We start from the raw sequence: 23,213 nt of genomic DNA, 5'->3' as shown, positions 1-23,213 counted from the left end.
ATTCAGACACCTAATTGTGCGAGTGCCGTTTTATATTGTTCATCGTTGATGTAGCCTTGCTGCTTCATTTTCTCTAAATTGATTTTGACACGGTTGATATAGTTCTGCGACATGTTGTTGACATCATATACGCTCGGTGCATTGATTTTACTTGCTAAAATTGCACTTTGCAGTACAGAAATGGTCGGCATGTGTTGGCTGTTCTTAACTGTCGTTGTACCGAAATAATGGTTTGCGGCGCTTTCAACCGTATATTGATTATCGCCGAAATAAATATTATTGACGTAAAAACTCAATATTTCTTCTTTCGAATACGTCCGTTCCATACGGCTGGCTACTAAAATTTCTTTTACTTTTCTGGTGAAACTTTGTTCATTTCCATAATAATAATTTTTAACAACTTGCTGGCTGATGGTACTGCCGCCTTGTACCGATTGATCGCTGAGTGTCGTAAACAAGGCTCTGAAAATACCTTTGACATCAAATGCGCCATGATCATAAAAGCGCTCATCTTCCATTGCGATAAATGCACCTTTGGTGTATTCAGGCATATCATTAATCGGTACGAATGTGGATTTATTTTCAATTGTTTTTAAATCTTCAACATTTGCACGAGAAGATAATGCATACATCGCACCTAAGAACAGTGCAATGATGATAATCAGTCCTAATAAAATTTTTAAAAATAACCCTTTGCTTTTTCTCTTCCTCGGCGGTGTGCCTACGGGTTGATAATAAGTATTATAATGGGGTGTATTCTGTGTGCTATTTCTAGAATCGTGATTAGATCTAGAAAGCCTTTCGCTTCGTTTCATACACAGATCTCCTCAATCATATTTTTTGTAATTCACACATATTATAATTGAGAAACGCTTGATATGAAATAAGAATTATACGATTTTAATCAAAATCGGTCTTGAGTAGTAGCCAAAAATAAGGCAATATATGTAAAAAAACCGAGACAGCTTCAACTGCCCCGGCAAAAATTTATTTATTACTCATCATTTTTCTTTAAAGTGTCAACAATTGCTTTGTTGAAGTCATCTAAATCATCAGGCGTACGGCTTGTTACTAAGTTTTTATCAATTACAACTGATTCATCTTTAACAGTTGCGCCAGCGTTGTCCAAGTCTTTGCGTACGTTTAATACTGCAGTTAGCGTACGGCCGTTTAAGTCGTCAGTATCGATTAATACTTGAGGGCCGTGGCAAATCGCAAAGATTGGGTCGTCTTCTTTGATAAATGCTTTAGCAAATGTACCGAATCTGCCTTCTACATCTCCGCGAAGATGGTCTGGTGAGAAACCGCCAGGGATTAATAGACCTGAATAGTCGCTTGGGTCAGCTTCTGCAATGCCGACATTTGCTTTTGCTTTAGTACCATGTTTACCTACAAGTTCTTCGCCTTCTTCAGATCCGACAATAACTGTTTTGTAGCCTGCTTCTTCGATAGCTTCTTTTGGACTTGTTAATTCAATATCTTCAAAGTCGTTGCCTAAAATAATTGCTACGGGCTGTGTCATTATTTAATCACCTTTCTCTAATTAACAATAATATATTTATCATTTTTGTTTTCATCGATTATATTTATTGTATAGACGAAAGCAGCAAAGTTTAAACATAGCACCGCAATAGGCTTTATTTTTCGCGTTGATACAATTTTACCTTTTCTTCTAATTGGTCTAATAAACCAATCCACTCATCTACATCTTCAACGCTTACTTTATCAGGATCTACATGATCGATTTCCTCTACAAATTCAGATAATCTTGTTTTGACGTTGCTGATTAAATCATTTTCACTCATATTCATGGTAATCTCCTTTTTTAAAAATATAATAATATCTTAACATGCAATTGACAAAATTCACTAGAGTATTAATAATATGAAATGACTAAAATGTTTTGTGAACTAGTACTTCCACTTCACATTACCCCTTTTTTAATAGGAAATACATTCAATAGAAAGAAGGCAAAACTAATGATTGGCCCAACTACTCAAACAAAAAAGCCGATTACAATTCAAAATGATCCATGGGAGGCGTATAACGATGTCGAGGCATTCGGCAGCTTGGCATTAAGCAATATCGAGTTTACAACGACAAACTTATGCAATATGCGCTGCAGTCACTGTGCTGTAGGTTACACGCTGCAAACCAGAGACCCTGACCCATTGCCGATGGACTTGATTTTTCGCCGCTTAGACGAAATTCCAAACTTGCGTACATTATCTATTACCGGCGGTGAACCGATGTTTTCTAAAAAGTCGATTCGAAATGTCGTTAAACCGTTGCTTAAATATGCAGATCAGCGCGGTATTTATACGCAAATGAATTCCAATTTGACACTGCCTCAAGATCGTTATTTAGATATTGCTGAATACATAGACGTGATGCATATTTCACATAACTGGGGCACTACAGATGAATTTGCGAACGTCGGTTTCGGCGCTATGGAAAAACAGCCGCCGCTTAAAGCAAAATTGAAACTTTACGAACAAATGATTGATAATGCACGTACATTATCTGAACAAGGAATGTTTGTCTCAGCTGAAACAATGCTGAACCAAAACACTAAACCTTACCTTGAAAAAATCCATCGCGAAGTAGTCAATGACATGAAATGCAGCAGACATGAAATACATCCGATGTACCCTTCTGACTTTGCGAGCGAATTAAACGTATTAAGTCTGCAAGAAATCAAAGATACCATCCGTTATCTATTAGAAATACGCGATGAATCAGTATGGATGTTATTTGGTACCTTGCCGATTTACCCATGTATGTTAGATGAAGACGACAAACAGTTATTCAATCAGCTGCATTCAGCTAAAAATGTGACATTGCGCAACGACCCTGACGGCCGCAGCCGATTAAATGTCAATGTCTTCACAGGAGATGTTATTGTGACAGACTTCGGTGATGAGACTGGTTCTATTTCAAATATCAAAACAGATCGTTTAACCGATGTATTCGATAAGTGGCTGGCTTCTGACTTAGCACAAAGTTTAAACTGCCACTGCAGTCCTGTACATTGTTTAGGCCCTAACTTGCTTGTAAAAAATATGTATTATCCTGATACAGATTTTCGTGAAAACGAAAAGAAAATGCATCAGAAATTCAAAGCTGAAGGTTATCAATTATAAAATAATCTTTGCACAATAACCTTTAACAGCTATTAAAATAAACCGGTACCTTTATTGTCTAGTTTCAGACTTTAAAGGCACCGGTTTTCTTTATTTATTATTCAATATGTCTTGTTTGCGTTAAGAAAGCTAAAGTGTCTTTACTTTCTTGTCTGCGTTCTTTTCTGCGTTTCACACGTGCAGGTGCTGTGCTGTGGAACCATTCTTGAATTTCATTTTCAGGATAAACATCCGGCACTTGTGTCGGTTTGCCATCCTCATCTAATGCGACAAATGTTAAGAAACTAAGTGCTGCCATATATTTCTTGTCATTCATCACATCTTCTAAAATGATTTGCACACATACTTCCATAGAGCTTGATCCTGCATAAGAAACCATCGCTTCATATGAGATAACATCTCCGTTTCGAATCGGCAGTAAAAAGTCGACTGAATCGGTAGAAGCTGTCACTACTGGAGAACTACTGTGCTTCATTGCGCAAATTGCTGCAATTTCATCAATGTTTGCCATCAGCAAGCCGCCGAACATCGTATGATGATGATTGGTATCTTGCGGATAAACTTGGCGATCCTTTACACTTTTTGACGCTGACATTGGTCTACTTTCTCTTTGTTCCACAATTGATCTCCTTTTTCTTTATATATTTTTGTTTTTGCTTAATAAGCCCAGTTGCCATCTTTAAAGACGATTTCTTCTTCACCGTCTTGTGTAATACCGTAAATAGTTAAATCTGCACTGCCGATCATGAAGTCAACATGAATAAATGCATCGTTCAAACCTTCTTCTGCCAATTGTTCACGTGTCATTGTTGTACCGTCGATAATCGTAAACGGATAACCTGCACCGAGTGCAATGTGGCAGGATGCATTTTCATCTAACAATGTATTGTAGAAGACACGGTTGCGATTTGAAATCGGCGAATCATCCGGTACAAGTGCAACTTCGCCTAAATATTTAGAACCTTCGTCTGTTTCAAGCAAGCTGCGTAATACATCTTCCCCTTTTTCTGCTTTGAAATCAACAACTTTTCCTTCTTTAAATGTAAGTGTAAAGCCGTCAATCAAAGTACCATTATGGCTAAGCGGAAGTTTGTTAGTGACATGACCGTCGACACGGTTGCGGTCTGGTGCTGTAAAGACTTCTTCTGTCGGGATGTTTGCGATAAATTCTTGGCCTTTATTCGTAAAGCTTGTCGCATCTTGCCATAAATGATTATTCGGCAAGCCGATTGTTAAGTCTGTACCTTCAGAAATATAATGCAATGCTGAATAATGTTTGTCTTGCAGATATTTCGCATGTTTGCTTAAGTTGTCGACATGTTTATTCCAGTTTTCAACCGGATCATTGCCGTCTACACGTACGATATCTAATAATTCATCAATGAATTTTTCATACGCTTCATTTTCGCTTAATTCCGGATAAACTCGTTGTGCCCATGCTTTATTCGGATAAACGACAACACACCAAGGGAAATCATTATTCTGACTCGCTTCCATGTAACCTTTGAAACCTTTAGAATACGTTTTGCTGAAGGCTGCTTTTTTATCACTATCCGCATTGCTTAATAAATCCGGATCACTGCTGATTAAGGCTAAGTTCGCAGCCCCTCTTTCAACATAATCCATACGTTCAGCAACGTCGTAATCTTTTAATGCATTTTGTTCAAAGTATTCAACAGGTTCGTATTCGAATTTAAGACGTGATAGTGTATCATCCGCATATTTCACACGCACATCAGATGCGCCGCGCTGATAAGCAGCCTCTACAATATCATGTGTTAAATCCAATGCATCCACTGATGAACGGATAAACACAGGTTGCCCTTCTTGAACATTCATTCCAACATCCACTATCAATTGTGCATATTGTTTTAATTTTTCTTGTAGTTGCGACATAACAAAGTTCCTCCTTATTCTGACTGTTGTTTAATCTTATGATTGTCGTAATTCGCCTAGTTCAGATGCGATGGCTGTAACTTCGCTCGGTGAAAAATTATCTTTTGAAGTTACAAAGCTGTGAATCTCTTCAATTTTGTCTTCATCTGCATCTTCAAATTTATCAGGATCTATCAGGTTAACGTTAACCACATTCAACTTTTCTCTGATTTCAACAATCTTGTCTTTATTATTTGATGCCATTTTTACTCACCTCTTTATACGTTTATATTATCAAACTGTACAATTCATGAAAACTTTTATCAAGTTATGTTATTTAAGACTTTAGAAGTTGAACAAAAACCGATAAGATAATGATATGTAGGTTATTTCATCTGAGTTCGGGTAAATATTATCTATGGAACGTTAGGTTCATCTTGTATCTGTTTTAATGATACGCTTTATTTATCCAACTGAGAAACAAAATGGAGGTAGAATATGACTACAGTAGCATTTGTTTGTTTAGGCAACATTTGCCGTTCTCCAATGGCTGAAGCGATTATGAAACAACGCCTTAAAGATCGCGGCATCGATGGTATCGAAGTCGAATCCCGCGGAACAGGCAGTTGGAACTTAGGACAATCGCCGCATGAAGGTACACAACGTATCTTAACTGAACACAATATTCCTTTTGACGGAATGATCAGCGAGTTGTTTGAACCCACTGATGACTTTGATTACATTATTGCGATGGATCAAAGCAACGTGGAGAATATCCAACACATCAATCCGAATTTAAAAGGCAAATTGTTCAAGTTGCTTGAGTTCAGCGACATGGAAGAACAAGATGTACCTGATCCTTACTATACAAATAACTTTGAGGGTGTCTTCGATATGATACAATCATCTTGTGATAATTTAATTGATTACATTCTTAAAGACTCAAATCTAAAAGAGGGGTAGATGAATTATGAATAACAAATTAGTACCAGGTATCTTATTAGGCGCATTAGTCGGCGGAGCTATCACACTTGCTGACAAAAATACGCGTACTTCATTACAAAACAGCTTTAAAAACTTGAAAGAAGGCAAATCTTCAAACAGAGGACCTTCAAAATTCAACTTAATTAAAGAAGAAATCATGTACTGGAAAGACGCGATTGAAGAAATCCGCCGTAATAACCCAGAATTAGAACGCGCACTAAAAGATGCTAAAAATACGTTGCAGCAACGTAAACAAAACGACAAACACTTAAACTAATTGTTTAAGTTGTCAGGAATTGATTACACAGGGATAAGCTGAGTGGCTTTGTTCGCTTAGTGTTATCCCCCTTTTTTCAATTCAAATACAATTTAATCAAGTAATAAAGGAGTACACATTATGTCTAAATCAACAGACCACGACAAACATGAAAAAAGCGAGAGTCTTTTTCATAAAGTCAAAGAAAAGTCTGCTGGTATCACTCACGAAGGTGATAATTACTATGTAGCACCGCAAGAATTCCAATCAAAATCACCAAAGAAATCTAATCAGACTTTCTTTGTGGCTAGAAACAATAAACCAGCTAAATATACGAAAGATTCGAACTTTTTATCATTTTTAATCTATCGTATCGGTAAAGATGATGCTGCGGGATTAGCAGCGCAACTATCCTATTATTTCATGTTGTCGCTCTTCCCAATGCTATTATTCTTATTATCACTTTTACCGCTCTTTCAGATCGATCGCAATAAAATCGTCAATATGATTACTCAAAATGCCCCTGCTTCTACAGCAGATTTATTATCAGGCATCATTGAAGATATTATGAAAAATGCCAGCGGCAGTATTTTATCTGTCGGTTTGATTTTAGCACTATGGTCCGCTTCAAACGGTATGACTGCACTTATGAATGCTTTCAACGTTGCCTATGATGTTGAAGACGGCAGAAATCCTATCGTTTTAAAATTAATCAGTGTTCTATTTACTGTCATTATGGGCGCAGTATTCATTATCGCCTTAATCTTACCGGTATTCGGTCAGCAAATCGGCCACTTATTATTCGGACCGTTAGGCTTAGACAGCCAAGTTAAATGGATATTCAGTATCTTAAGATTCTTATTGCCGTTTATTATTATTTTCGTACTGTTTGCGACATTGTACGCACTTGCGCCAAACATCAAAATCAAATTCAAATCTGTACTGCCCGGTGCATTATTTGCTTCAGTAGTTTGGATTTTAGGTACAGCAGGATTTGGTTTCTATGTCAGCAACTTTGCGAACTATTCAAAAACATACGGCAGTATCGGTGGTATCATCGTCTTAATGTTATGGCTGTTCATCACAGGCTTTATCATTATCGTCGGTGCTGAAATCAACGCGATTATCAATCAGCGCAGAACATTAAAAAATCAAGATTCACTTGAGGAAAGAGAGTTCGAACTTTCTGAAGCTCAAAACCCTCATGCTGAAAGAGAATAGTTAATTTCAGAGCAAAATCATTTTGTAATAATTCAAAGTGATTTTGCTCTTTTTTCTTAGATTTTTGATAAAATTAGGTTTTTTATTGTATAATGTTGGGTAATGAGTCTTTGGGCAGATATCTGATAGCAGATGTCCCCATGCTTATAACACATCTTGATATAACTAAAAGTACAAATTTAATGAAACAGGAAGTGTGGAACGAATGACATTATTAGAAAGTATTTTATCTTATAATAAAGACTTTGTGGAAAACAAAGAATTCGAGAATTATTCAACAAGCAAAAAGCCGAATAAAAAAGCAGTTCTATTTACATGTATGGATACACGTCTGCAAGACTTAGGTACAAAAGCACTCGGCTTTAATAACGGGGACTTGAAAGTAGTTAAAAACGCAGGTGCAATTATTACTCATCCCTATGGTTCAACAATTAAAAGTTTATTAGTCGGTATTTACGCTTTAGGTGCCGAAGAAATCATTATCATGGCACACAAAGACTGCGGTATGGGCAGTTTAGATGTCAGCACAGTTAAAGATGCGATGAAAGAACGCGGTGTAACTGAAGAAACATTTGATATTATTAAACACTCAGGTGTCGACGTAGACGGCTTCTTAGAAGGATTTGATGATGCTAAAGATAACGTACGCCATAACATCGACATGTTATATCATCACCCTCTATTTGATAAGAGCGTGCCGATTCACGGCTTAGTTATCGATCCGCATACGGGTGAATTAGATTTAATTCAAGACGGTTATGAATTAGCAGAACAAAATAAATAATCAGTCCGAGCACATCTATCAAAGCGGCTTGAACTAAAGAAAAGACAAGATTGAAATCAGAAGTTTTCAATCTTGTCTTTTCGTTTATTGAATTAAGTCATGTTGGAAAGCATAGATCACAGCTTGTGTTCTGTCTTGCACTTCCAGCTTGCTTAAAATATTACTTACATGTGTCTTAACCGTTTTAATTGTAATATGGGAGGCACTTGCGATTTCTTGGTTTGAATAACCTTTAGCGATAAGTAATAAAATTTCCATTTCTCTATCTGTTAACAGTTCATATAATTCTGCACGCTGATTCATACGATTACGCATTTTAACCAGTACTTCAGCTTCAAAGACAGCTTCATTGCGCTGTGTTTTTCTGATTGCTTCTGCAATGTCGCTGGCACTTGTTGTTTTTAAAATATAACTGTCCACCCCTGCATCCAATGCACGGTAGACTTCGTTATCTTCAATATAACTTGTCAGCATCAGTACTTTGATTTGCGGCAAGTCTTTCTTGATTTGCATTGTTGCTTCTACGCCGTCCATATCATCCATTAATAAATCCATTAAAATCAAATCAGGCTTTAATTCATGCGCCTTTTCAATTGCTTCTTTGCCGGATTTGCCTTCACCGACGACCTCAATATCAGGTTGCGTAGATAAATAACTTGAAATGCCGATTCTGACCATTTCATGGTCATCGACAAATAATACTTTAATCGCCATCATTTTCCTCCTTATTCAATGGAGCCTTCACTTCTATTCTTGTCCCTGCACCAGGCAATGAAACAATATGCAGTGTTGCCCCGATTTCTAACGCACGTTCTCGCATATTCTTTAAGCCGTAGCTTTTTTCCATTTTTTCATCTACGTCAAAGCCTTTGCCATCATCTTGAATACGCAATAACAGATAATCATCTTTATTAAATAAATCAATTGTCAGCTTAGTACCTTCAGCATGACGCAAGGTATTAGAGATACCTTCTTGTGTAATTCGAAATAAATGATCTTCAATTCCTTTTGGAACTTCAAAGTCTTCGATGTCATAGACCACTTTCATAGGCACTTTTTTCTGCAAGTCTACAACAAGATCTTTGATACCTTCGCCGAGCGAACGATCTTTTAATCCTAACGGTCTCAGATGCAATAATAAAGCACGCATTTCTAATTGCGAGTCTTGGACCATCTTTTCAAGTGTTGGGATTTGCTGGTCTAAAGGCGGTTCTAGGGGTGATTCCTTAATTGCGGACAACATCATACTCGCCGCAAACAATTGCTGGCTGACAGAGTCGTGCAGCTCCCTGGCGAGGCGTTGTCTTTCATCTTCAATAATTTTCTTTACCTTTACATCATTAAGATTATACGTTTCATTTGTTAAATCTTGAGTTTTAATACGTAAACGATGCAATTCTTGATTCAAGGGTACAAGCGTGTGATAAATATCCAGTGTTTCTTGGTACAACTCGATATTTTGATCGTTGATTCCTACGACTTCCCCTTCAATCGAATGCTCGATTTGTTCTTTGATCCAATCATTTTGTTCATTCACTTTATACGCAAGTACAGACCCTACGATAATACTCATTAATATCACTAAGATATTTAAGAATAAGAACACCGGTATGCCGAAGATCTGCGTATAAAACATGCCTTGAAAGTAAATAATATTAACAAATACTTTATCGATAAAAAAGAATATCGCTAAAATACTGTAAATCAGTATCAGCATCGAGCCGATTGCTCTGATATAGTGGTTCATCTATAAACCACCTCAACATCTCCGATAAAGGTAGAAGTATAAATATTAATATTATAGTTTTCTTCTTTAGTCTCTTCTTTCAGCTGGATATGATTGTTTTCAATTTTCACTGTTTCTTGATTCACCGTTGCATTCCCGTAAAAGGCAGCTGCATGCAGATTGATATTATAATTCATCGGTACAATAATTTGGATTCTTCCGATGAAATGTCGAATCACAATCGTATTATTTTCTTTGATATTTGCGGCTTTCGTTAAATCAATATGCACATCGCCGATACCATGCTGAATCTGCAAGTCTTCCCACTTATACACATAAACAGGTGTTCTTTGGTTGCCGAACCACTTCTGTTTGATAAATTGCGGAGACGTCACATCTTCGTCTGTTGCGATAATCTTCATCGGCTTAAACTTGAATACGATATAGCGAATAATGATGAATACTAAGAAAATAAACAAAATAATAATCGTATATTTGTTTGAAAGCAGCGTAAATGCGACCATCAGTACCCCTATCCAAAAGGCTAACAGCCCTCTGATTTTATGGAAGTACAGATAGCCGACATAGATTAATATCGTCCCTAATAACAGAACGAGCAGGAAGCCTATTTTTTCAAAAAAGATATAATAAAAATTGGCAATAATCATTAATGCGGTAAAGATAATCAACATCTCTGTTGAAATATATTTATTTGTCATGTTTCGCCACCTTTTCTATGCAACTAAACTCATTTGTGCAATCATATCACATTCTCTTTCTAATGTAATTCGTGTTTTGTTTTGACGTGATAAGTCCGCTTCAATTTTTGCACAGTCAGATTCCGCTTCATTCAAATCTTCCATCAACGCTGATAATTCAGCATTATCAATATTTTCCATGCGTTGGATGTTTGAAATCTGATACTGATCCATTAAATCGATATATTTATTTTCAACTTCCATTGTCAGTTTTTCGATATATTCAACAATATTTTTTCTTTTACGATTTAAGTATGCTATATATTGCTGTGTTGAGTGCAATTTTCGATTCAAATGCTCTTGGCAATTGACAATACTGTTTCTGATTGTACTGTGATAGAAATTTTCTAAGTAAAGACTCAATATATTCATGGAACCACCTCATTTATTATTGATTCCATTATAAAATAATTCCAGCAGCCTCTTAATAGGCTCTGGAACCATTTTACTTTCATACTTTAGTCCTAAACATGCATCAAATGCATCTCTATCTGCAGACTATGCTTCAGTTTTGTCGATTTTAGTAGTAAGCAATGGGCCGTCTTTTGTCACAATCACTGTGTGTTCGATTTGTGCCACATAACTTTTATCGCTTGTTTCAAATGCCCAATCATTTTTACCTTCTGTCACAAATGTTGCGTTTGAAGAAATGAATGGTTCAACGGCTAAGACTAAACCTTCTTTAAGCAATGTTTTCTCTTTAGGGTCAAAGTAGTTCAAGACATAGTTCGGTGCTTCATGTAGTGAACTGCCGACACCATGGCCTGTTAAGTTGCGGATGACTTTCAAATCATTTTTGCGTGCAGTCGCATGAACTGCTTTGCCGATTTGGCTTAACTTGCTGCCTGGTTTTACTTTTTTCATCGCATTATCAAATGCTTCTTCAGCCACTTCGCATACTTTTTGTTTCATCGGATCGCTTGATTCCCCAACTACAAATGAAATACCAGTATCCGCATATAAACCGTTTTTCAATGCAGAGACATCGATATTCACTAAGTCTCCTTCACGGATTTTGCGTTTGCCTGGAATACCATGTGCTACTTCTTCGTTGACACTGATACATGTTTGGCCTGGGAAGTTTTCATCATGGATAGGTGCTGATAAAGCACCGTGTTCTTCAAATAAATCTTTTGCGATGTCATCTAATTCTTTTGTAGTGACACCTGGTTTAGTTGCGGCTTGCATTGTATCTCTGACTAATGCACAGATGTAGCCTATTTCTTTTAATCCTTGTAGTTCTTCTTCTGTTTTTACAATCATGTGAGATCCCTTTCCTTATACATAAATTATTAGTTAAGCGTACACGCGCTTTATAAAGTTCACTATGATACGAATTTATCATAATTGATACTCATTCTTCCTTATTATATCAAAAAATGTTTGTTATACTAAATTTGTACAACACAGGTACAAGAATGTCTGCCTGTTGAATGGATGTATGTTTCAACTGAGTTGCGAACATCAAGCGAGGGAATAAGAAATGACAAAGGACAAATGGTATCACAAAATTATCGGAGCTCGGACGATTAAAACAGGGCTTGCCACTTTTTTAACCGCCTTCTTCTGTATGGCTTTAAACTTAAATCCAATCTACGCCACACTCACAGCAATCGTTACGATTGAACCCACTGCCAAAGCTTCACTTAAAAAAGGCTATAAACGACTGCCTGCTACCGTTATCGGTGCATTGCTGGCTGTATTGTTTACGTATATCTTCAGTGATCAATCTGCACTTGCTTATGCGATGAGTGCAACTTGTACCATCTTTATTTGTGCAAAATTGAAATTGCATGACGGTATTACAGTCGCAACTTTAACTGCGATGGCAATGATTCCAGGTATCGGCGATCATTACCTCTTTAATTTCTTTTCACGTCTATTAACAGCGGTAATCGGTTTGGTCACTGCAGGTCTGGTAAACTTAGTTATCTTGCCGCCGCGTTATTACGACCAAGTCGCACAATCTGCACAAAAAGTCGAAACAGATATGTATCACTTATACAGTTTGCGTCTTAAAGAATTAGTGAACAAAAAATTCAATTCTACTAAAACCAACCAAAAATTAGAAAAACTGCTTTCAGCGATTTTACGTGTAGATACATTGATTCGTTATCAAAAAGATGAGCTAGAATACCACAAAGACCAAGAAGATTGGGTGAAATTAAAAGGCTTATCCAACCGTGCGCATACTGACCGTCTCTTTATTACGCATTTATCTAACATTGTTTATCTGCCTAAGAAAACAGCGTTTACCTTTACAGAAAAAGAAACACAAGCCATATTAAAAATAGCAGAAAGTATTGATGAGATTATTGAAACCGGCGGCTTCGAACGTGAAGATAATTGTGCCGAAACATTAAAACAAAGTATTATTCGTTTAGATGAATTTGAAAAGCAGCAAGTCAAAAGCCATATCATATACGAAATATTAATGACATATCGTATTCTAGATGAGCGTTATGCGTAAAGAAAGGTCACCTTCCAAACTTTGAAAGGTGACCTTTTTTTGATTAATGTTGTTTTTCAAAACGATCGACAATGGCTTGTTTCGCCGCTTCTTCTTCAGTATTATCCAATTGACGCGGTTCAAATGGAATACCTTTTCTTTCGCATGCTTTTTCTAATAAATAATCTGTCAGTTCATGATTCTTCGGTAAAATCGGTCCATGCAGATATGTTCCTAATAAGTTTTTATAATGAATACCTTCTCGTTTATCTTCTTCATTATTGCCGTAACCATGTTTGACTTTGCCGAATGTATCGAAGTTATGATACGTTCTGCCGCCATGATTCTCAAAACCGACAATTGTACCGAATGTTTCGCTTTCAATAACGATATCGCCTGTCAAACGTTCTTTTTTAGACTGTGTATAGAAATCTAAAATGCCTAAGCCTTCTAATTCTGTACCGTCTGGAGTGATATATTTAGTACCTAAGAATTGATAACCGCCGCAAATAGTCAAACCAGGCATGCCGCCTTCAATCGCATCTTTCAGCTGTCCTTTGATTTTACTTAATTCTTTCGTAGCTAGTGCTTGTTCACGGTCGCTGCCGCCGCCGATAAAGAAGATATCGCAACCATCTAAGGTAACACCTTCTGTTTCATTGACTTCCACAACATTCAATTTAATATTGCGCCATTTTGCACGCTGCTTGAGTGCGATGATATTGCCGATATCGCTATATAAATTCAATTTATCTGTCATAAAATGATATAACGTTAATTCATTCATCTTTGTTCCCTCATTTCAAACGAACGATTTAATTGTTCCAGCATAGGCGCTAGAGACGTATAGTTCGGAATTGCGACAGTCTTACTTGTGTAATCCATCGTTTTCGCTGTAGCTTTGTAAATGTCGCGTTCAACAGTTACAGGAACATCTACTTCTGCTAATTTCAAACGCAGCTGTAATTCTTCTGCACGATTGCCTGTCACAATAATCGCTTCGATATCTTGATTGCTTAACTTTTCGAAGTCCGCATCATAAATCCATGAGATATCGCGCCCATCAGCCGCATGGTCGTTTAAGCTGATAACATAGACTTTTCTGCCTTCTAATTGTTCTCCCATAGAAAGACTGGCATTCATACCTGCAGGGTTCTTCGCTAAGTTGATCATTGCTTCTTTAGATCCTGATTTAAAGTACTGCATACGTCCGTTATCTGAAGTATACGTTTCGAATCCTTTTTTGATAGACGCATCATTTAAACCAAGTTCACGCAGCACACTGTATGCCGCAATCGCATTATACGCATTAAAGTCCCCTGCAATTTTCATATCGAAAGTTGTATCGCCGATTGTTAAATGGATAAACGGCGACACTGTAAATTTGTCGACTTCATATTTCGGCTGTTCACGTTTAAAGCCGCATTTACAATGATAATGTCCGATTTGATTGTAATGTATATAATCATATACTAATAAACGGCCGCAGTTTGGACAGTATTTGCTTTCATTCATTGTACTTTGTTCGAATTCATGCGCATGTGCTTTCATACCGTAATAGATGTTCGATGCACTTGCGATCTTCAAACGGCTGACAAACGGATCATCCGCATTCAACAGTAATTTAATACCTTTGTTGCTGATGGCTTTCGCAATGTTGTCAACCATAATATCAATTTCTCCGAAGCGATCCATTTGGTCGCGGAAGAAGTTGGTAAACACCATCATTGTCGGTGTCATTTCTTTTAATACTCTAGGAATAGAGCCTTCATCTATTTCAATGACTGCGATTTTGGTATTTGGATTGCTTTGTACGATAAATGCTGAAGTAATCCCTGCAGCCATATTCGCACCTTCATTATTATGAATAATATCTATATTGTTAGCTTTTAATGTATGTCCGATTAAATTCGATGTTGTTGTTTTACCGTTCGTACCGCTGATAAACACAACGTCATCTACTTTTTCTGCTAAATTTCGTAATATATCTTTATCAATTCTTCTTGCAACTTGACCCGGCAAATCTGTTCCGCGTTTGCCGACTGCTCTGCTGGCTTTACGCGCTAACTTTGCTAAGTTAATCGCCGTCCATTGTCTCATTCGCTTCACTCCTCTAAGTTTTAACCTGAATAATTATAACATGACAAAGTCTTTAAATAAAAATAATCTACGTCAAACATCAAAATCAATTGCTTGACTCCTATTATGCTTTCCAGTAAGATTTTACTACTTAAAAATCTTATATATGAAAGGTCGATCTGTTTGAAACAAGAAAATGCATTTGTTGCTTTAGACTTTGAAACCGCAAACGGCAAGCGTACAAGTATCTGCTCTGTCGGGATGGTCAAAGTCGTGATTAATGAAATCATCGAAACCTTCTATACTTTAGTCAATCCTCATGACTATTTTTCTCAACAAAATATCAATGTCCATGGCATTCAGCCTGATGATGTGAAAACATCACCGGATTTCAACTTTGTACTGCCCTATATGATGCAGTTCATAGATGGTTTGCCAGTTGTCGCGCATAATGCCGCATTTGATATGACAGTCATGCATGCGAGTATTCAAGCTTTAGGTTTGAAGACACCTGAAATGACCTACTTTTGTTCACTTCAGCTTGCACGCAGAACCATCAATAATAACCGCTATGGTTTAAAATATATGATGGATTATTACCATTTAGATTTCCATGGCCATCATGATGCCTTAAATGATGCGAAAGCCTGTGCGATGATTACTTTCAGACTGCTTAAACATTATGACAGCTTGTCTGATATGCTCGCTATTTACGGCAAAAATTTATCAGATAAAGGTTAACCGATTGAACATTCTTAACCATTATTCAATCGGCTTAATTCCATCTTTCTTCTTAAATTTCTCCTAAATAAAATCATAAATCGACATATTTTGATATTCCGTTTTTTCTAAGTTCCCTACTGTCACACCAATTAAGCGAATCGGCACATCCGGATCTTTCAATTCATTGTAAAGTGCATAGGCTGTGTTATAAATATCTACTTCATTACGTACAGGATCTCTTAAACTGCGTTGACGCGATAGTGTTTCAAATTTATGTGTTTTGATTTTAACGGTGACTGTCTTGCCGGATTTTTGTATCTTGCTTAAACGCTCGGCTGTTTTCTCGCTTAATTCTCTTACTTTTAATAAAATTTCATCGTCATCATTAACATCAGTAGAGAATGTCCTTTCTGTGCCTACAGATTTTCGTATGCGATGTGATTTCACCACATTTGATCCTCTGCCGCGTGCTTTCTCATATAACGAATGACCGCGTTTACCGAAGACACGGATTAATTCACGTTCATCTGTATCGTATAAATCCTGACCGGTATAGATGCCGTGTTCATGCATGACTTCTTTGGTTGCTTTGCCTACACCAGGAAACCCGCCGATATCTAATTCCATCAATAAAGCATGTACATTTTGATAGTTGATAATCATCATGCCGTTCGGTTTATTCATACCGCTTGCGAGTTTGGCTAGGAATTTATTGTAAGAAATGCCTGCAGAAGCGGTTAGTCCGGTTTTCTCCCAAATATCATTGCGTATATATTGTGCAATGACCGAAGCAGGCAGATCAGGCCGCACGAGATGAGTGATATCCAAATAGGCTTCATCAAGCGACATCGGTTCTACCACTTCTGTATAGCTTTTAAAGATATCCATAATGATTTTAGATGTCTCTCTATAAGCTTCAAAGCGTGGTTGAATATAATAACCGTCCGGACATAATTTATGCGCTTGTGCCATCGGCATTGCTGAATGAACACCATACTTTCGTGCTTCATAAGATGCAGTGGATACAACCCCGCGTCCGCTGGCTTTACCGCCGACAATCACAGGCTTTCCTTTTAGTTTAGGATTATCCCGCATCTCTACTTGGGCATAAAAATAGTCCATATCTATATGGATAATCCGTCGCTCACTCATCTCATTCACCTCCCTTTTTATCTTCTCTCACTCTACATTATATATGACATTAGCCAATCATGAATTTTAAATGCTTATAACACAATCTTTCCGAAACACCTTATTCATTTTATCTACACATTAATTATTTATAATTTCTTTTTAACTTTGTAAATAATGGAGTTAAACCAGTTTATTACCCTCTTAATAAGGAATAACAAAATAGACTTGAATGTTAACACTTTACTTAAAGTCCTAAATCTTAAAATAAAGGAGAATGCTTTATGACTAATAATGAAAACAAAATGAGCCACGAAGAAGCTGGACGCAAAGGCGGAGAAACTACTTCTGAAGAATACAGCTCAAAACATTTCCAAGAAATCGGTAAAAAAGGCGGAGAAAGTTCTAACAACACGACTTCTCAATCTAATAATAGTAATTCATCTAACTCAAACAATACATCTAACTCTAATCAGAAAATGAGTCACGAAGAAGCTGGACGCAAAGGCGGAGAAGCTACTTCTGAAGAGTACAGCTCTGAACATTTCCAAGAAATCGGTAAAAAAGGCGGAGAAAGTTCTAATTCATCTCAAGATAACTAATCTCAGTCTTTTAACCAATAGCACTGCACAATAAATATATACAATGAAGGATGGATAAGATGAGCAATAATGGATTTTCACTAGTCAACCATGTAGGTATTACTGTTAGTAATTTAGACAAAGCTATTGAATTCTATGAACCATTATTTGGTGAAAAAATAGCCAATAAAGATGAAATCGGCGGAAAAAGAATGGCGCAATCTCAAGGCCTAGACGATACTTTAATTAAATACGCGAACTTTCACTTAGACAACATTAACATTGATGTTTTAGAATATGTAAAACCTGAATCAACACAGACTTCTTATTCCAACGAACAAATCAGTGCTATGCATATGTGTTTAGAAGTTGAAGATTTAGAAGCAGCAATTGAAAGACTTAAAGACATTGGTGTGGAACCTGAAGGCGATCCATTATACTTCGAAGAAGGCGACGGCTTACAATCTGGTTTTGGCACAGGTGTTGTTTACTTTAAAGATCCAGACGGCACAAACTTAGAATTAATCGAACCTAAAGGCCCTTTCCAACGTGAACCGAAATAAACAATCATTTACAAAATAAAACGAGATTTCTGTTATCGAAACAGAATCTCGTTTTTATTTTGTTCAATATTTTGACTGTTACAGTTGATTGATAAACTTTATAAAACAGTAATCTCAAAAGATTTTTTATCTGTTTGTCCGCTTTCCACAAAGGAAACTTGCGGTTTTTCTTCTAATACATCATTTTCTTTTAATGATGTAGATAAAGCACTCCATGGTTCTATAGCGATAAACGGACTTTTGTTAGTTGTTGACCAAAGAATGATATTAGAGAAATCTTTAAAGTCTACTCTCACACCTTTTTCATGTTTATGCGAACGTAATGCAATACTGCGTGAATGTAATCGATCTAAAGTCACTGCATCATAATCAAATAAATCATAAGTTAAATCTAATGTTTTTTGATCAGTAAGGAATGATGTTCTGTCTAATACATCTAATAAACCAGTTTCGGGAAATGGTTTTGGTACATTTGTTGTTTCCGCATGTTCAAATTCTAAGTAATAATCTTCGTATTGGTCTCCCTCAACAAGCGGACAATTAAATCCAGGGTGCCCGCCGATACTATACGGCATACGTTGAAAATCTTCATGGTTCGTTACTTGGTATTCAACACGAATTGTTTTACCTGTTAATGTATAAACAATTTTTAGTTCGAAATGGTAGGGATAATTCTCTAGCATTGTTTCATCAGGTGTAATAGAAAATGCGACACTGTTGTCTGAGACTTGTTCAAATTTAAAATCTTTCTTTCTCACAAGCCCGTGTCTTGGTATATGACCTGTCACATCTTGTTTGCCGTTTAAATGATAAATTGCTTTGTCATCTCTTAAGCTTCCGCAAATCGGAAACAATACAGGTGCTTGACCGCTCCAATATTCAGGATCGCCTTGCCAAAGATATTCTACGCCATCGTTATCTTTGATAGAAGATAATGCCCCTCCAAACTCTTTAAATTGCACTGTTAATTCATCGTTCTTTAATTCAATAGTCATAGTTGTCCTCCTAAACCAAAATAAGCGGTATTAAACGCTGCTTATTTTACGTTGTCTATCTTATTTATGTATAGAACAATATTATCACAATGACAAGTAAAAGAAACGTATTATCACATTAAAAAGCGAGATTTCTATAACCAATAAGAAATCTCGCTTTTTAACTATGTCTTTATTATTATTTACGTTCAAACAAAGCTACAGTTTCGATATGTGCTGTCTGCGGGAACATATCTACTGGTGTGATTTCTTTAAGTTCATAACCTTCTGCCAGAATATGTGCATCTCTTTGTTGAGTTGATGGATTACAAGAGATATAGACAATCCGCTTAGGATTCAATTCTAGTAAAGTACGTAAGAATTGTTCATCGCAGCCTTTGCGCGGCGGATCTACCATCACAACATCTGGTTGAATGCCTTGTTGTTTCCAATCCATAATGACGGATTCTGCTTTTCCGCATACAAAAGTAGTATTATCGTAGCCATTCAGTTTGGCATTTTTCTTCGCATCTTCAATAGCCGCTGGTACAACTTCGACACCATATACATGTTTCGCTTTTTCTGCCATATATAAACCAATTGTACCGATACCGCAATACGTATCGAGTACAGTTTCTTCACCTGTTAATCCTGCATACTCTAATGCTTTATTATATAGTTTAACTGTTTGAGAAGCATTGATTTGATAGAAGGATTGATCGCTGATTTCAAATTCAACTGAATCCAGCTCATCTGTGATTTCATCTTTGCCGTAAAGTGTTTTGGATTTTTTACCCATGATGACATTCGAGTGTGTTTCGTTAATATTTTGAATCACACTTTTAATATTAGGTACCGCTTCAACCATCTGCTTAATTATTGCTTTTGCTTGTTTGAATTTCTTACCATTTGTCACAAAGACAACCATTACTTCTCGTGAAGTATAGCCTACACGGATTATCACATGACGCAATAAGCCTTCTTTTCGCTTCTCATCATAAATCGATACATTATGTTCTGAAAGCAATGCACGAATCATACGCATAAGTTGATTTTGAATGCTGTCTTGTATTAAGCACTCTTCCATATCAATGATGTCATGGCTGCGTTGGCGATAGAAGCCCATAATCGGCGCACCTTCGCTGTTTTGTCCCACAGGAATTTGTGATTTATTACGATAATTCCATGGATTCATCATACCAATCGTTTCATTGATCGGCGTTGACGTAAACTTGCCTTTGCGATGGAATAAATTCACCACTTGGTTGCGCTTCATTTCTAATTGCGCTTGATAATCTAAGTGCTGCAGCTGGCAGCCTCCGCATTTATCATAATAAACACATGGAGGTTCTACTCTGTCTTTGCTTTCGGTAAAAATTTCTAGTAACTTACCTATCGCAAAGTTTTTATTGACTTTAATCAGTTTGAATTCTATTTCTTCGCCCGTAAGTGCTTTAGGGACAAATACAGGATATCGATCGATTTTAACTACACCATGTCCTTCATGTGTTAAATCAACGACTTGTCCTTTAAAGACTTGATTTTTCTTTAATGTTTCCACACTTTAACCTCCATAGAAAAAAGGTCAGGCTTGTTTGACTAAGTCCTAACCTTTTCAATGCTTACTAATCTTGTTCTGTTAATTCTTTATTGTCGACATTTGCAGGTGTAAATACTTCAATATGCTGCTTTAAGTTCAAGAAGTTGGCCGGTAATTGTCCGCCATACTCGCCATCCACATTTAAAGGCATTTGTTCAAAAGATGATACATTGATTGATTTTGCTTTTTCATAAATGACTTTAGGGTGTTTAATATGTTCCCCTCTTGAAGCTAGTGTCATGATGTGGCCTAATTCAGCTAAGTTGGCTTTCTCAACAATAATCAACGTGAAGTAGCCGTCATCTAATTTAGCATCCGGTACAAGTTTCTCAAAACCTGCCATAGAGTTCGTTAAACCTAACAAGAACAATAAAATCTCGCCTTGGAAGACTTTACCGTCATATTCTACACGTACATCGACATTTTTCATTTCCGGCAGCATTTCCATACCTTTGATATAGTACGCAAACGGACCGACAAATGTTTTCAGCTTGCTGGAAGTCTCATAAGACACTTCTGTAATACGTCCCCCAGCTGCCAAGTTGATAAAATAGCGACTGTTCATTTTACCGATATCTACTTTCACAGTATGGCCTTTGATAATCACATCTACCGCGCTTAAAATATCCGTAGGCAAATGAAGCGCACGTCCGAAATCATTTACAGTACCCATAGGAATTACACCGATTTTAGGACGATTCGGATGTTCTGCTACACCATTAACTACTTCATTTAATGTACCGTCACCGCCAGCTACGATTAACATTTCATAGTCTTCGTGTAAGGCACGTTTCGCTTCGATTGTCGCATCTCCAGCCTTCTGCGTTGCATATGCACTTGTTTCGAATCCTGCTTGTTCCAATTTAATCAAGACTTCTGGAAGCATTCTTTTAAACAATTCCTTACCCGAAGTCGGATTATAAATAATTCTCGCTCGTTTTCTCATAAATAATCCCTCATCATTTTTACTCACATTCAATTTTAAATGATTTCAACGCTACTTGAAAGTATTAATGGTTCAATTCACTAAATTCCTACACAACATCAACATATCCACCAAAACCAAAAACAGTTAAACAAACATCTTTTGTAACAAACCTCTCTTTTGTTCCTTAAGCTGTTCTACCTTTTGTTCAGCTAATTCAATACGCTGATCAAGTTTACTGAAGAAAGCGCCGATTTTTTGTTGTTCAGAAATTATAGGTAGCTTTACTTCTATTTGCTTAATTATACTTGCAGATAAATTACCTTGCCCTCCTTGTAAATATTTTCGTATTATATTCTCCTTTTTATTTCGTAAAACATTATACAAATACACATTGTTTTCCTGAGTTTTAATGCAAAGTACTGCTTGGTTTATAGCGCCTTCAATCTTACTAATAGCAACTTCACCACTAGTAGCTCCATATAATGCGTACAATATATCATTTACTTTCACTTTTTTAGCTGCGGAATTCTGTAGTGCTGTATCATTTATAAATAGTGCAGTAGTTTTTTCTCCTATTTCACCAGAACGTATAAATGGTATATCACCTGTATAATAGCTACTATTCTTCGAGTCTGGAGTTCCACCGCTATACATTTGAGCAATGGTACCCAACTTCTTCTCTTCCCACTCTGGATAGTTATTTCCATTTTCGCCTTTAAATCGTAACTGTTGTGAGAAAATTTTCTGCATATAGCCTTTCTTTTGTTCTTGTAGCAAGCTTACTTTCTTTTCTGCTAGTTCAATTTGTTGATCAAGTTTGCTGAAGAAAGTACCGATTTTTTGTTGTTCATTTAATGTAGGGAAAATAACGTTGAAATTTTCAATATCTTTTTTCGTAATATTAGGATCTTTTCTACTACTAGCAGCATACCTTCTCCACTTATTTACCTTATAGTTAAAATAGTTCTGAAAAAAGTATGGATTATGTTTCTTATTGATATCTAATAGAGCTGATATAGCTTGATTAATTGTCGATTGGAATGTTAGTAAACCGGTTCTTCCGATTTGATTGAAACCTCCATACATGGCTATTAGTACTGTACCTTCAGGTATAACTATCAAATTCAACTCACTAACAGCTATATCTGATACTCTTTCTGAAACTGAATTTACTTCAGAATTATTTAAGTCCATAGTCTTAACCCAAGGTATACCGTTTTCATTAAAATATTCATTTTTTGAACGAAGCGGCGTAGAACCTGATATAACCTTGAATTCTTCTTTAACCTTTCTCCCTTCCCACTCTCCCTCAAACTCTGGAAAGCGTAGTTCAGGTATATTCTTTTTAGTTTGTGTGTTATGCATTATGTCACTTCCTTATGGTTTTGCTTTTATGTTTGTTTCTGAATGTTGCTTTGTTGGTTATGTATGATTTTTG

The 23,213-nt window shown here is 36.6% G+C and carries 27 protein-coding genes; 9 read left to right on the top strand and 18 right to left on the bottom strand.

Features of this window, described 5'->3' with window-relative positions; translation table 11 throughout:
* Window positions 1-2: 2 nt before the first annotated feature.
* From sgtB to DVJ99_RS13075, 3 genes are all read right to left on the bottom strand, one after another.
* Window positions 3-815 (bottom strand): monofunctional peptidoglycan glycosyltransferase SgtB, encoded by an 813-nt coding sequence (gene sgtB / locus DVJ99_RS02685; protein WP_114603043.1) that lies wholly within the window; start codon window positions 813-815, stop codon window positions 3-5.
* Window positions 816-994: 179 nt separating this feature from the next.
* A complete protein-coding gene (locus DVJ99_RS02680; protein WP_105994276.1) occupies window positions 995-1,522 on the bottom strand; it encodes a type 1 glutamine amidotransferase domain-containing protein in 528 nt (175 codons plus the stop codon).
* Between the two features lie 115 nt (window positions 1,523-1,637).
* Window positions 1,638-1,805, bottom strand: a complete 168-nt coding sequence (locus DVJ99_RS13075; RefSeq protein ID WP_162912128.1) for an SE1561 family protein — start codon at window positions 1,803-1,805, stop codon at window positions 1,638-1,640.
* Between the two features lie 174 nt (window positions 1,806-1,979).
* On the opposite strand from DVJ99_RS13075, the gene yfkAB reads away from it, so the two are divergent.
* Window positions 1,980-3,143 carry a radical SAM/CxCxxxxC motif protein YfkAB gene (gene yfkAB / locus DVJ99_RS02675; RefSeq protein WP_114603042.1) on the top strand — a complete coding sequence of 388 codons (1,164 nt, stop codon included), beginning with the start codon at window positions 1,980-1,982 and terminating at the stop codon, window positions 3,141-3,143.
* Between the two features lie 97 nt (window positions 3,144-3,240).
* Here yfkAB and DVJ99_RS02670 read toward each other — a convergent pair whose 3' ends face one another.
* From DVJ99_RS02670 to DVJ99_RS02660, 3 genes are all read right to left on the bottom strand, one after another.
* Window positions 3,241-3,738 (bottom strand): acyl-CoA thioesterase, encoded by a 498-nt coding sequence (locus tag DVJ99_RS02670; protein WP_114603056.1) that lies wholly within the window; start codon window positions 3,736-3,738, stop codon window positions 3,241-3,243.
* Between the two features lie 62 nt (window positions 3,739-3,800).
* Window positions 3,801-5,039 (bottom strand): aminopeptidase, encoded by a 1,239-nt coding sequence (locus DVJ99_RS02665; RefSeq protein WP_114603041.1) that lies wholly within the window; start codon window positions 5,037-5,039, stop codon window positions 3,801-3,803.
* Window positions 5,040-5,075: 36 nt separating this feature from the next.
* Window positions 5,076-5,282, bottom strand: a complete 207-nt coding sequence (locus tag DVJ99_RS02660) for a DUF1128 family protein (protein WP_105994273.1) — start codon at window positions 5,280-5,282, stop codon at window positions 5,076-5,078.
* Window positions 5,283-5,516: 234 nt separating this feature from the next.
* Between DVJ99_RS02660 and DVJ99_RS02655 the strand changes: the two genes are divergently transcribed.
* The 4 genes from DVJ99_RS02655 to DVJ99_RS02640 all read left to right on the top strand — a co-directional run bounded on the left by DVJ99_RS02655 (window position 5,517) and on the right by DVJ99_RS02640 (window position 8,263).
* Window positions 5,517-5,981 (top strand): low molecular weight protein-tyrosine-phosphatase, encoded by a 465-nt coding sequence (locus tag DVJ99_RS02655; RefSeq protein ID WP_105994272.1) that lies wholly within the window; start codon window positions 5,517-5,519, stop codon window positions 5,979-5,981.
* 7 nt (window positions 5,982-5,988) lie between these two features.
* Window positions 5,989-6,279: a YtxH domain-containing protein gene (locus DVJ99_RS02650; RefSeq protein WP_114603040.1), complete on the top strand. Its 291-nt coding sequence runs from the start codon at window positions 5,989-5,991 to the stop codon at window positions 6,277-6,279.
* 120 nt (window positions 6,280-6,399) lie between these two features.
* Entirely contained in the window at window positions 6,400-7,479 is a 1,080-nt protein-coding gene (locus DVJ99_RS02645) for a YihY/virulence factor BrkB family protein (RefSeq protein ID WP_114603039.1), read from the top strand.
* 205 nt (window positions 7,480-7,684) lie between these two features.
* Window positions 7,685-8,263: a beta-class carbonic anhydrase gene (locus DVJ99_RS02640; protein ID WP_114603038.1), complete on the top strand. Its 579-nt coding sequence runs from the start codon at window positions 7,685-7,687 to the stop codon at window positions 8,261-8,263.
* Window positions 8,264-8,347: 84 nt separating this feature from the next.
* Here the strand turns inward: DVJ99_RS02640 and vraR are convergent, their stop codons facing one another.
* From vraR to map, 5 genes are all read right to left on the bottom strand, one after another.
* Entirely contained in the window at window positions 8,348-8,977 is a 630-nt protein-coding gene (gene vraR, locus DVJ99_RS02635; RefSeq protein WP_105994268.1) for a response regulator transcription factor VraR, read from the bottom strand.
* On the bottom strand, window positions 8,967-10,010 hold the full coding sequence (gene vraS, locus DVJ99_RS02630; RefSeq protein WP_114603037.1) for a sensor histidine kinase VraS: 1,044 nt from the start codon (window positions 10,008-10,010) through the stop codon (window positions 8,967-8,969). The genes vraR and vraS overlap by 11 nt, the downstream gene beginning before the upstream one ends.
* Window positions 10,007-10,708: a cell wall-active antibiotics response protein VraT gene (gene vraT / locus DVJ99_RS02625; protein ID WP_114603036.1), complete on the bottom strand. Its 702-nt coding sequence runs from the start codon at window positions 10,706-10,708 to the stop codon at window positions 10,007-10,009. The genes vraS and vraT overlap by 4 nt, the downstream gene beginning before the upstream one ends.
* Window positions 10,709-10,723: 15 nt before the next feature.
* The gene (locus DVJ99_RS02620; RefSeq protein WP_114603035.1) at window positions 10,724-11,119 is read right to left on the bottom strand and encodes a hypothetical protein; all 396 of its coding nucleotides are present in this window, start codon (window positions 11,117-11,119) and stop codon (window positions 10,724-10,726) included.
* A gap of 126 nt (window positions 11,120-11,245) precedes the next feature.
* Window positions 11,246-12,010, bottom strand: coding sequence for a type I methionyl aminopeptidase (gene map / locus DVJ99_RS02615; RefSeq protein WP_114603034.1), 765 nt, complete (start codon window positions 12,008-12,010; stop codon window positions 11,246-11,248).
* A gap of 220 nt (window positions 12,011-12,230) precedes the next feature.
* Between map and DVJ99_RS02610 the strand changes: the two genes are divergently transcribed.
* Window positions 12,231-13,217, top strand: coding sequence for an FUSC family protein (locus DVJ99_RS02610; RefSeq protein WP_114603033.1), 987 nt, complete (start codon window positions 12,231-12,233; stop codon window positions 13,215-13,217).
* A gap of 43 nt (window positions 13,218-13,260) precedes the next feature.
* Here the strand turns inward: DVJ99_RS02610 and gatD are convergent, their stop codons facing one another.
* Entirely contained in the window at window positions 13,261-13,983 is a 723-nt protein-coding gene (gene gatD / locus DVJ99_RS02605) for a lipid II isoglutaminyl synthase subunit GatD (RefSeq protein WP_105994262.1), read from the bottom strand.
* Entirely contained in the window at window positions 13,980-15,296 is a 1,317-nt protein-coding gene (gene murT / locus DVJ99_RS02600; protein ID WP_114603032.1) for a lipid II isoglutaminyl synthase subunit MurT, read from the bottom strand. Before murT ends, gatD begins: the two co-directional genes overlap by 4 nt.
* A 162-nt stretch (window positions 15,297-15,458) precedes the next feature.
* On the opposite strand from murT, the gene DVJ99_RS02595 reads away from it, so the two are divergent.
* Window positions 15,459-16,016 carry a 3'-5' exonuclease gene (locus DVJ99_RS02595; protein ID WP_114603031.1) on the top strand — a complete coding sequence of 186 codons (558 nt, stop codon included), beginning with the start codon at window positions 15,459-15,461 and terminating at the stop codon, window positions 16,014-16,016.
* Window positions 16,017-16,079: 63 nt separating this feature from the next.
* Here DVJ99_RS02595 and dinB read toward each other — a convergent pair whose 3' ends face one another.
* Entirely contained in the window at window positions 16,080-17,150 is a 1,071-nt protein-coding gene (gene dinB / locus DVJ99_RS02590; protein ID WP_114603030.1) for a DNA polymerase IV, read from the bottom strand.
* Between the two features lie 263 nt (window positions 17,151-17,413).
* Here dinB and DVJ99_RS02585 point away from each other — a divergent pair, with 263 nt between their 5' ends.
* Together DVJ99_RS02585 and DVJ99_RS02580 are read left to right on the top strand one after the other, a co-directional pair.
* Complete coding sequence (locus DVJ99_RS02585; RefSeq protein WP_114603029.1) at window positions 17,414-17,731, top strand: glucose starvation-inducible protein B; 318 nt, start codon at window positions 17,414-17,416, stop codon at window positions 17,729-17,731.
* A 59-nt stretch (window positions 17,732-17,790) separates the two neighbouring features.
* Complete coding sequence (locus tag DVJ99_RS02580) at window positions 17,791-18,273, top strand: VOC family protein (protein ID WP_114603028.1); 483 nt, start codon at window positions 17,791-17,793, stop codon at window positions 18,271-18,273.
* A 98-nt stretch (window positions 18,274-18,371) separates the two neighbouring features.
* Here the strand turns inward: DVJ99_RS02580 and DVJ99_RS02575 are convergent, their stop codons facing one another.
* The 4 genes from DVJ99_RS02575 to DVJ99_RS02560 all read right to left on the bottom strand — a co-directional run bounded on the left by DVJ99_RS02575 (window position 18,372) and on the right by DVJ99_RS02560 (window position 23,140).
* On the bottom strand, window positions 18,372-19,268 hold the full coding sequence (locus DVJ99_RS02575) for an aldose 1-epimerase family protein (protein WP_114603027.1): 897 nt from the start codon (window positions 19,266-19,268) through the stop codon (window positions 18,372-18,374).
* A gap of 178 nt (window positions 19,269-19,446) precedes the next feature.
* Window positions 19,447-20,808, bottom strand: a complete 1,362-nt coding sequence (gene rlmD, locus DVJ99_RS02570) for a 23S rRNA (uracil(1939)-C(5))-methyltransferase RlmD (RefSeq protein WP_114603026.1) — start codon at window positions 20,806-20,808, stop codon at window positions 19,447-19,449.
* A 64-nt stretch (window positions 20,809-20,872) separates the two neighbouring features.
* Entirely contained in the window at window positions 20,873-21,793 is a 921-nt protein-coding gene (locus tag DVJ99_RS02565; protein ID WP_114603025.1) for a diacylglycerol kinase, read from the bottom strand.
* Between the two features lie 126 nt (window positions 21,794-21,919).
* A complete protein-coding gene (locus DVJ99_RS02560) occupies window positions 21,920-23,140 on the bottom strand; it encodes a restriction endonuclease subunit S (RefSeq protein ID WP_114603024.1) in 1,221 nt (406 codons plus the stop codon).
* Window positions 23,141-23,213 lie beyond the last annotated feature (73 nt).

It is taken from the genome of Staphylococcus sp. EZ-P03, assembly GCF_003344575.1.
GTDB classification, from domain to species: domain Bacteria; phylum Bacillota; class Bacilli; order Staphylococcales; family Staphylococcaceae; genus Staphylococcus; species Staphylococcus simulans_B.
The sequence above is the reverse complement of the archived record's forward strand: the minus strand, read 5'-3'. Positions and strand labels throughout refer to the sequence as shown.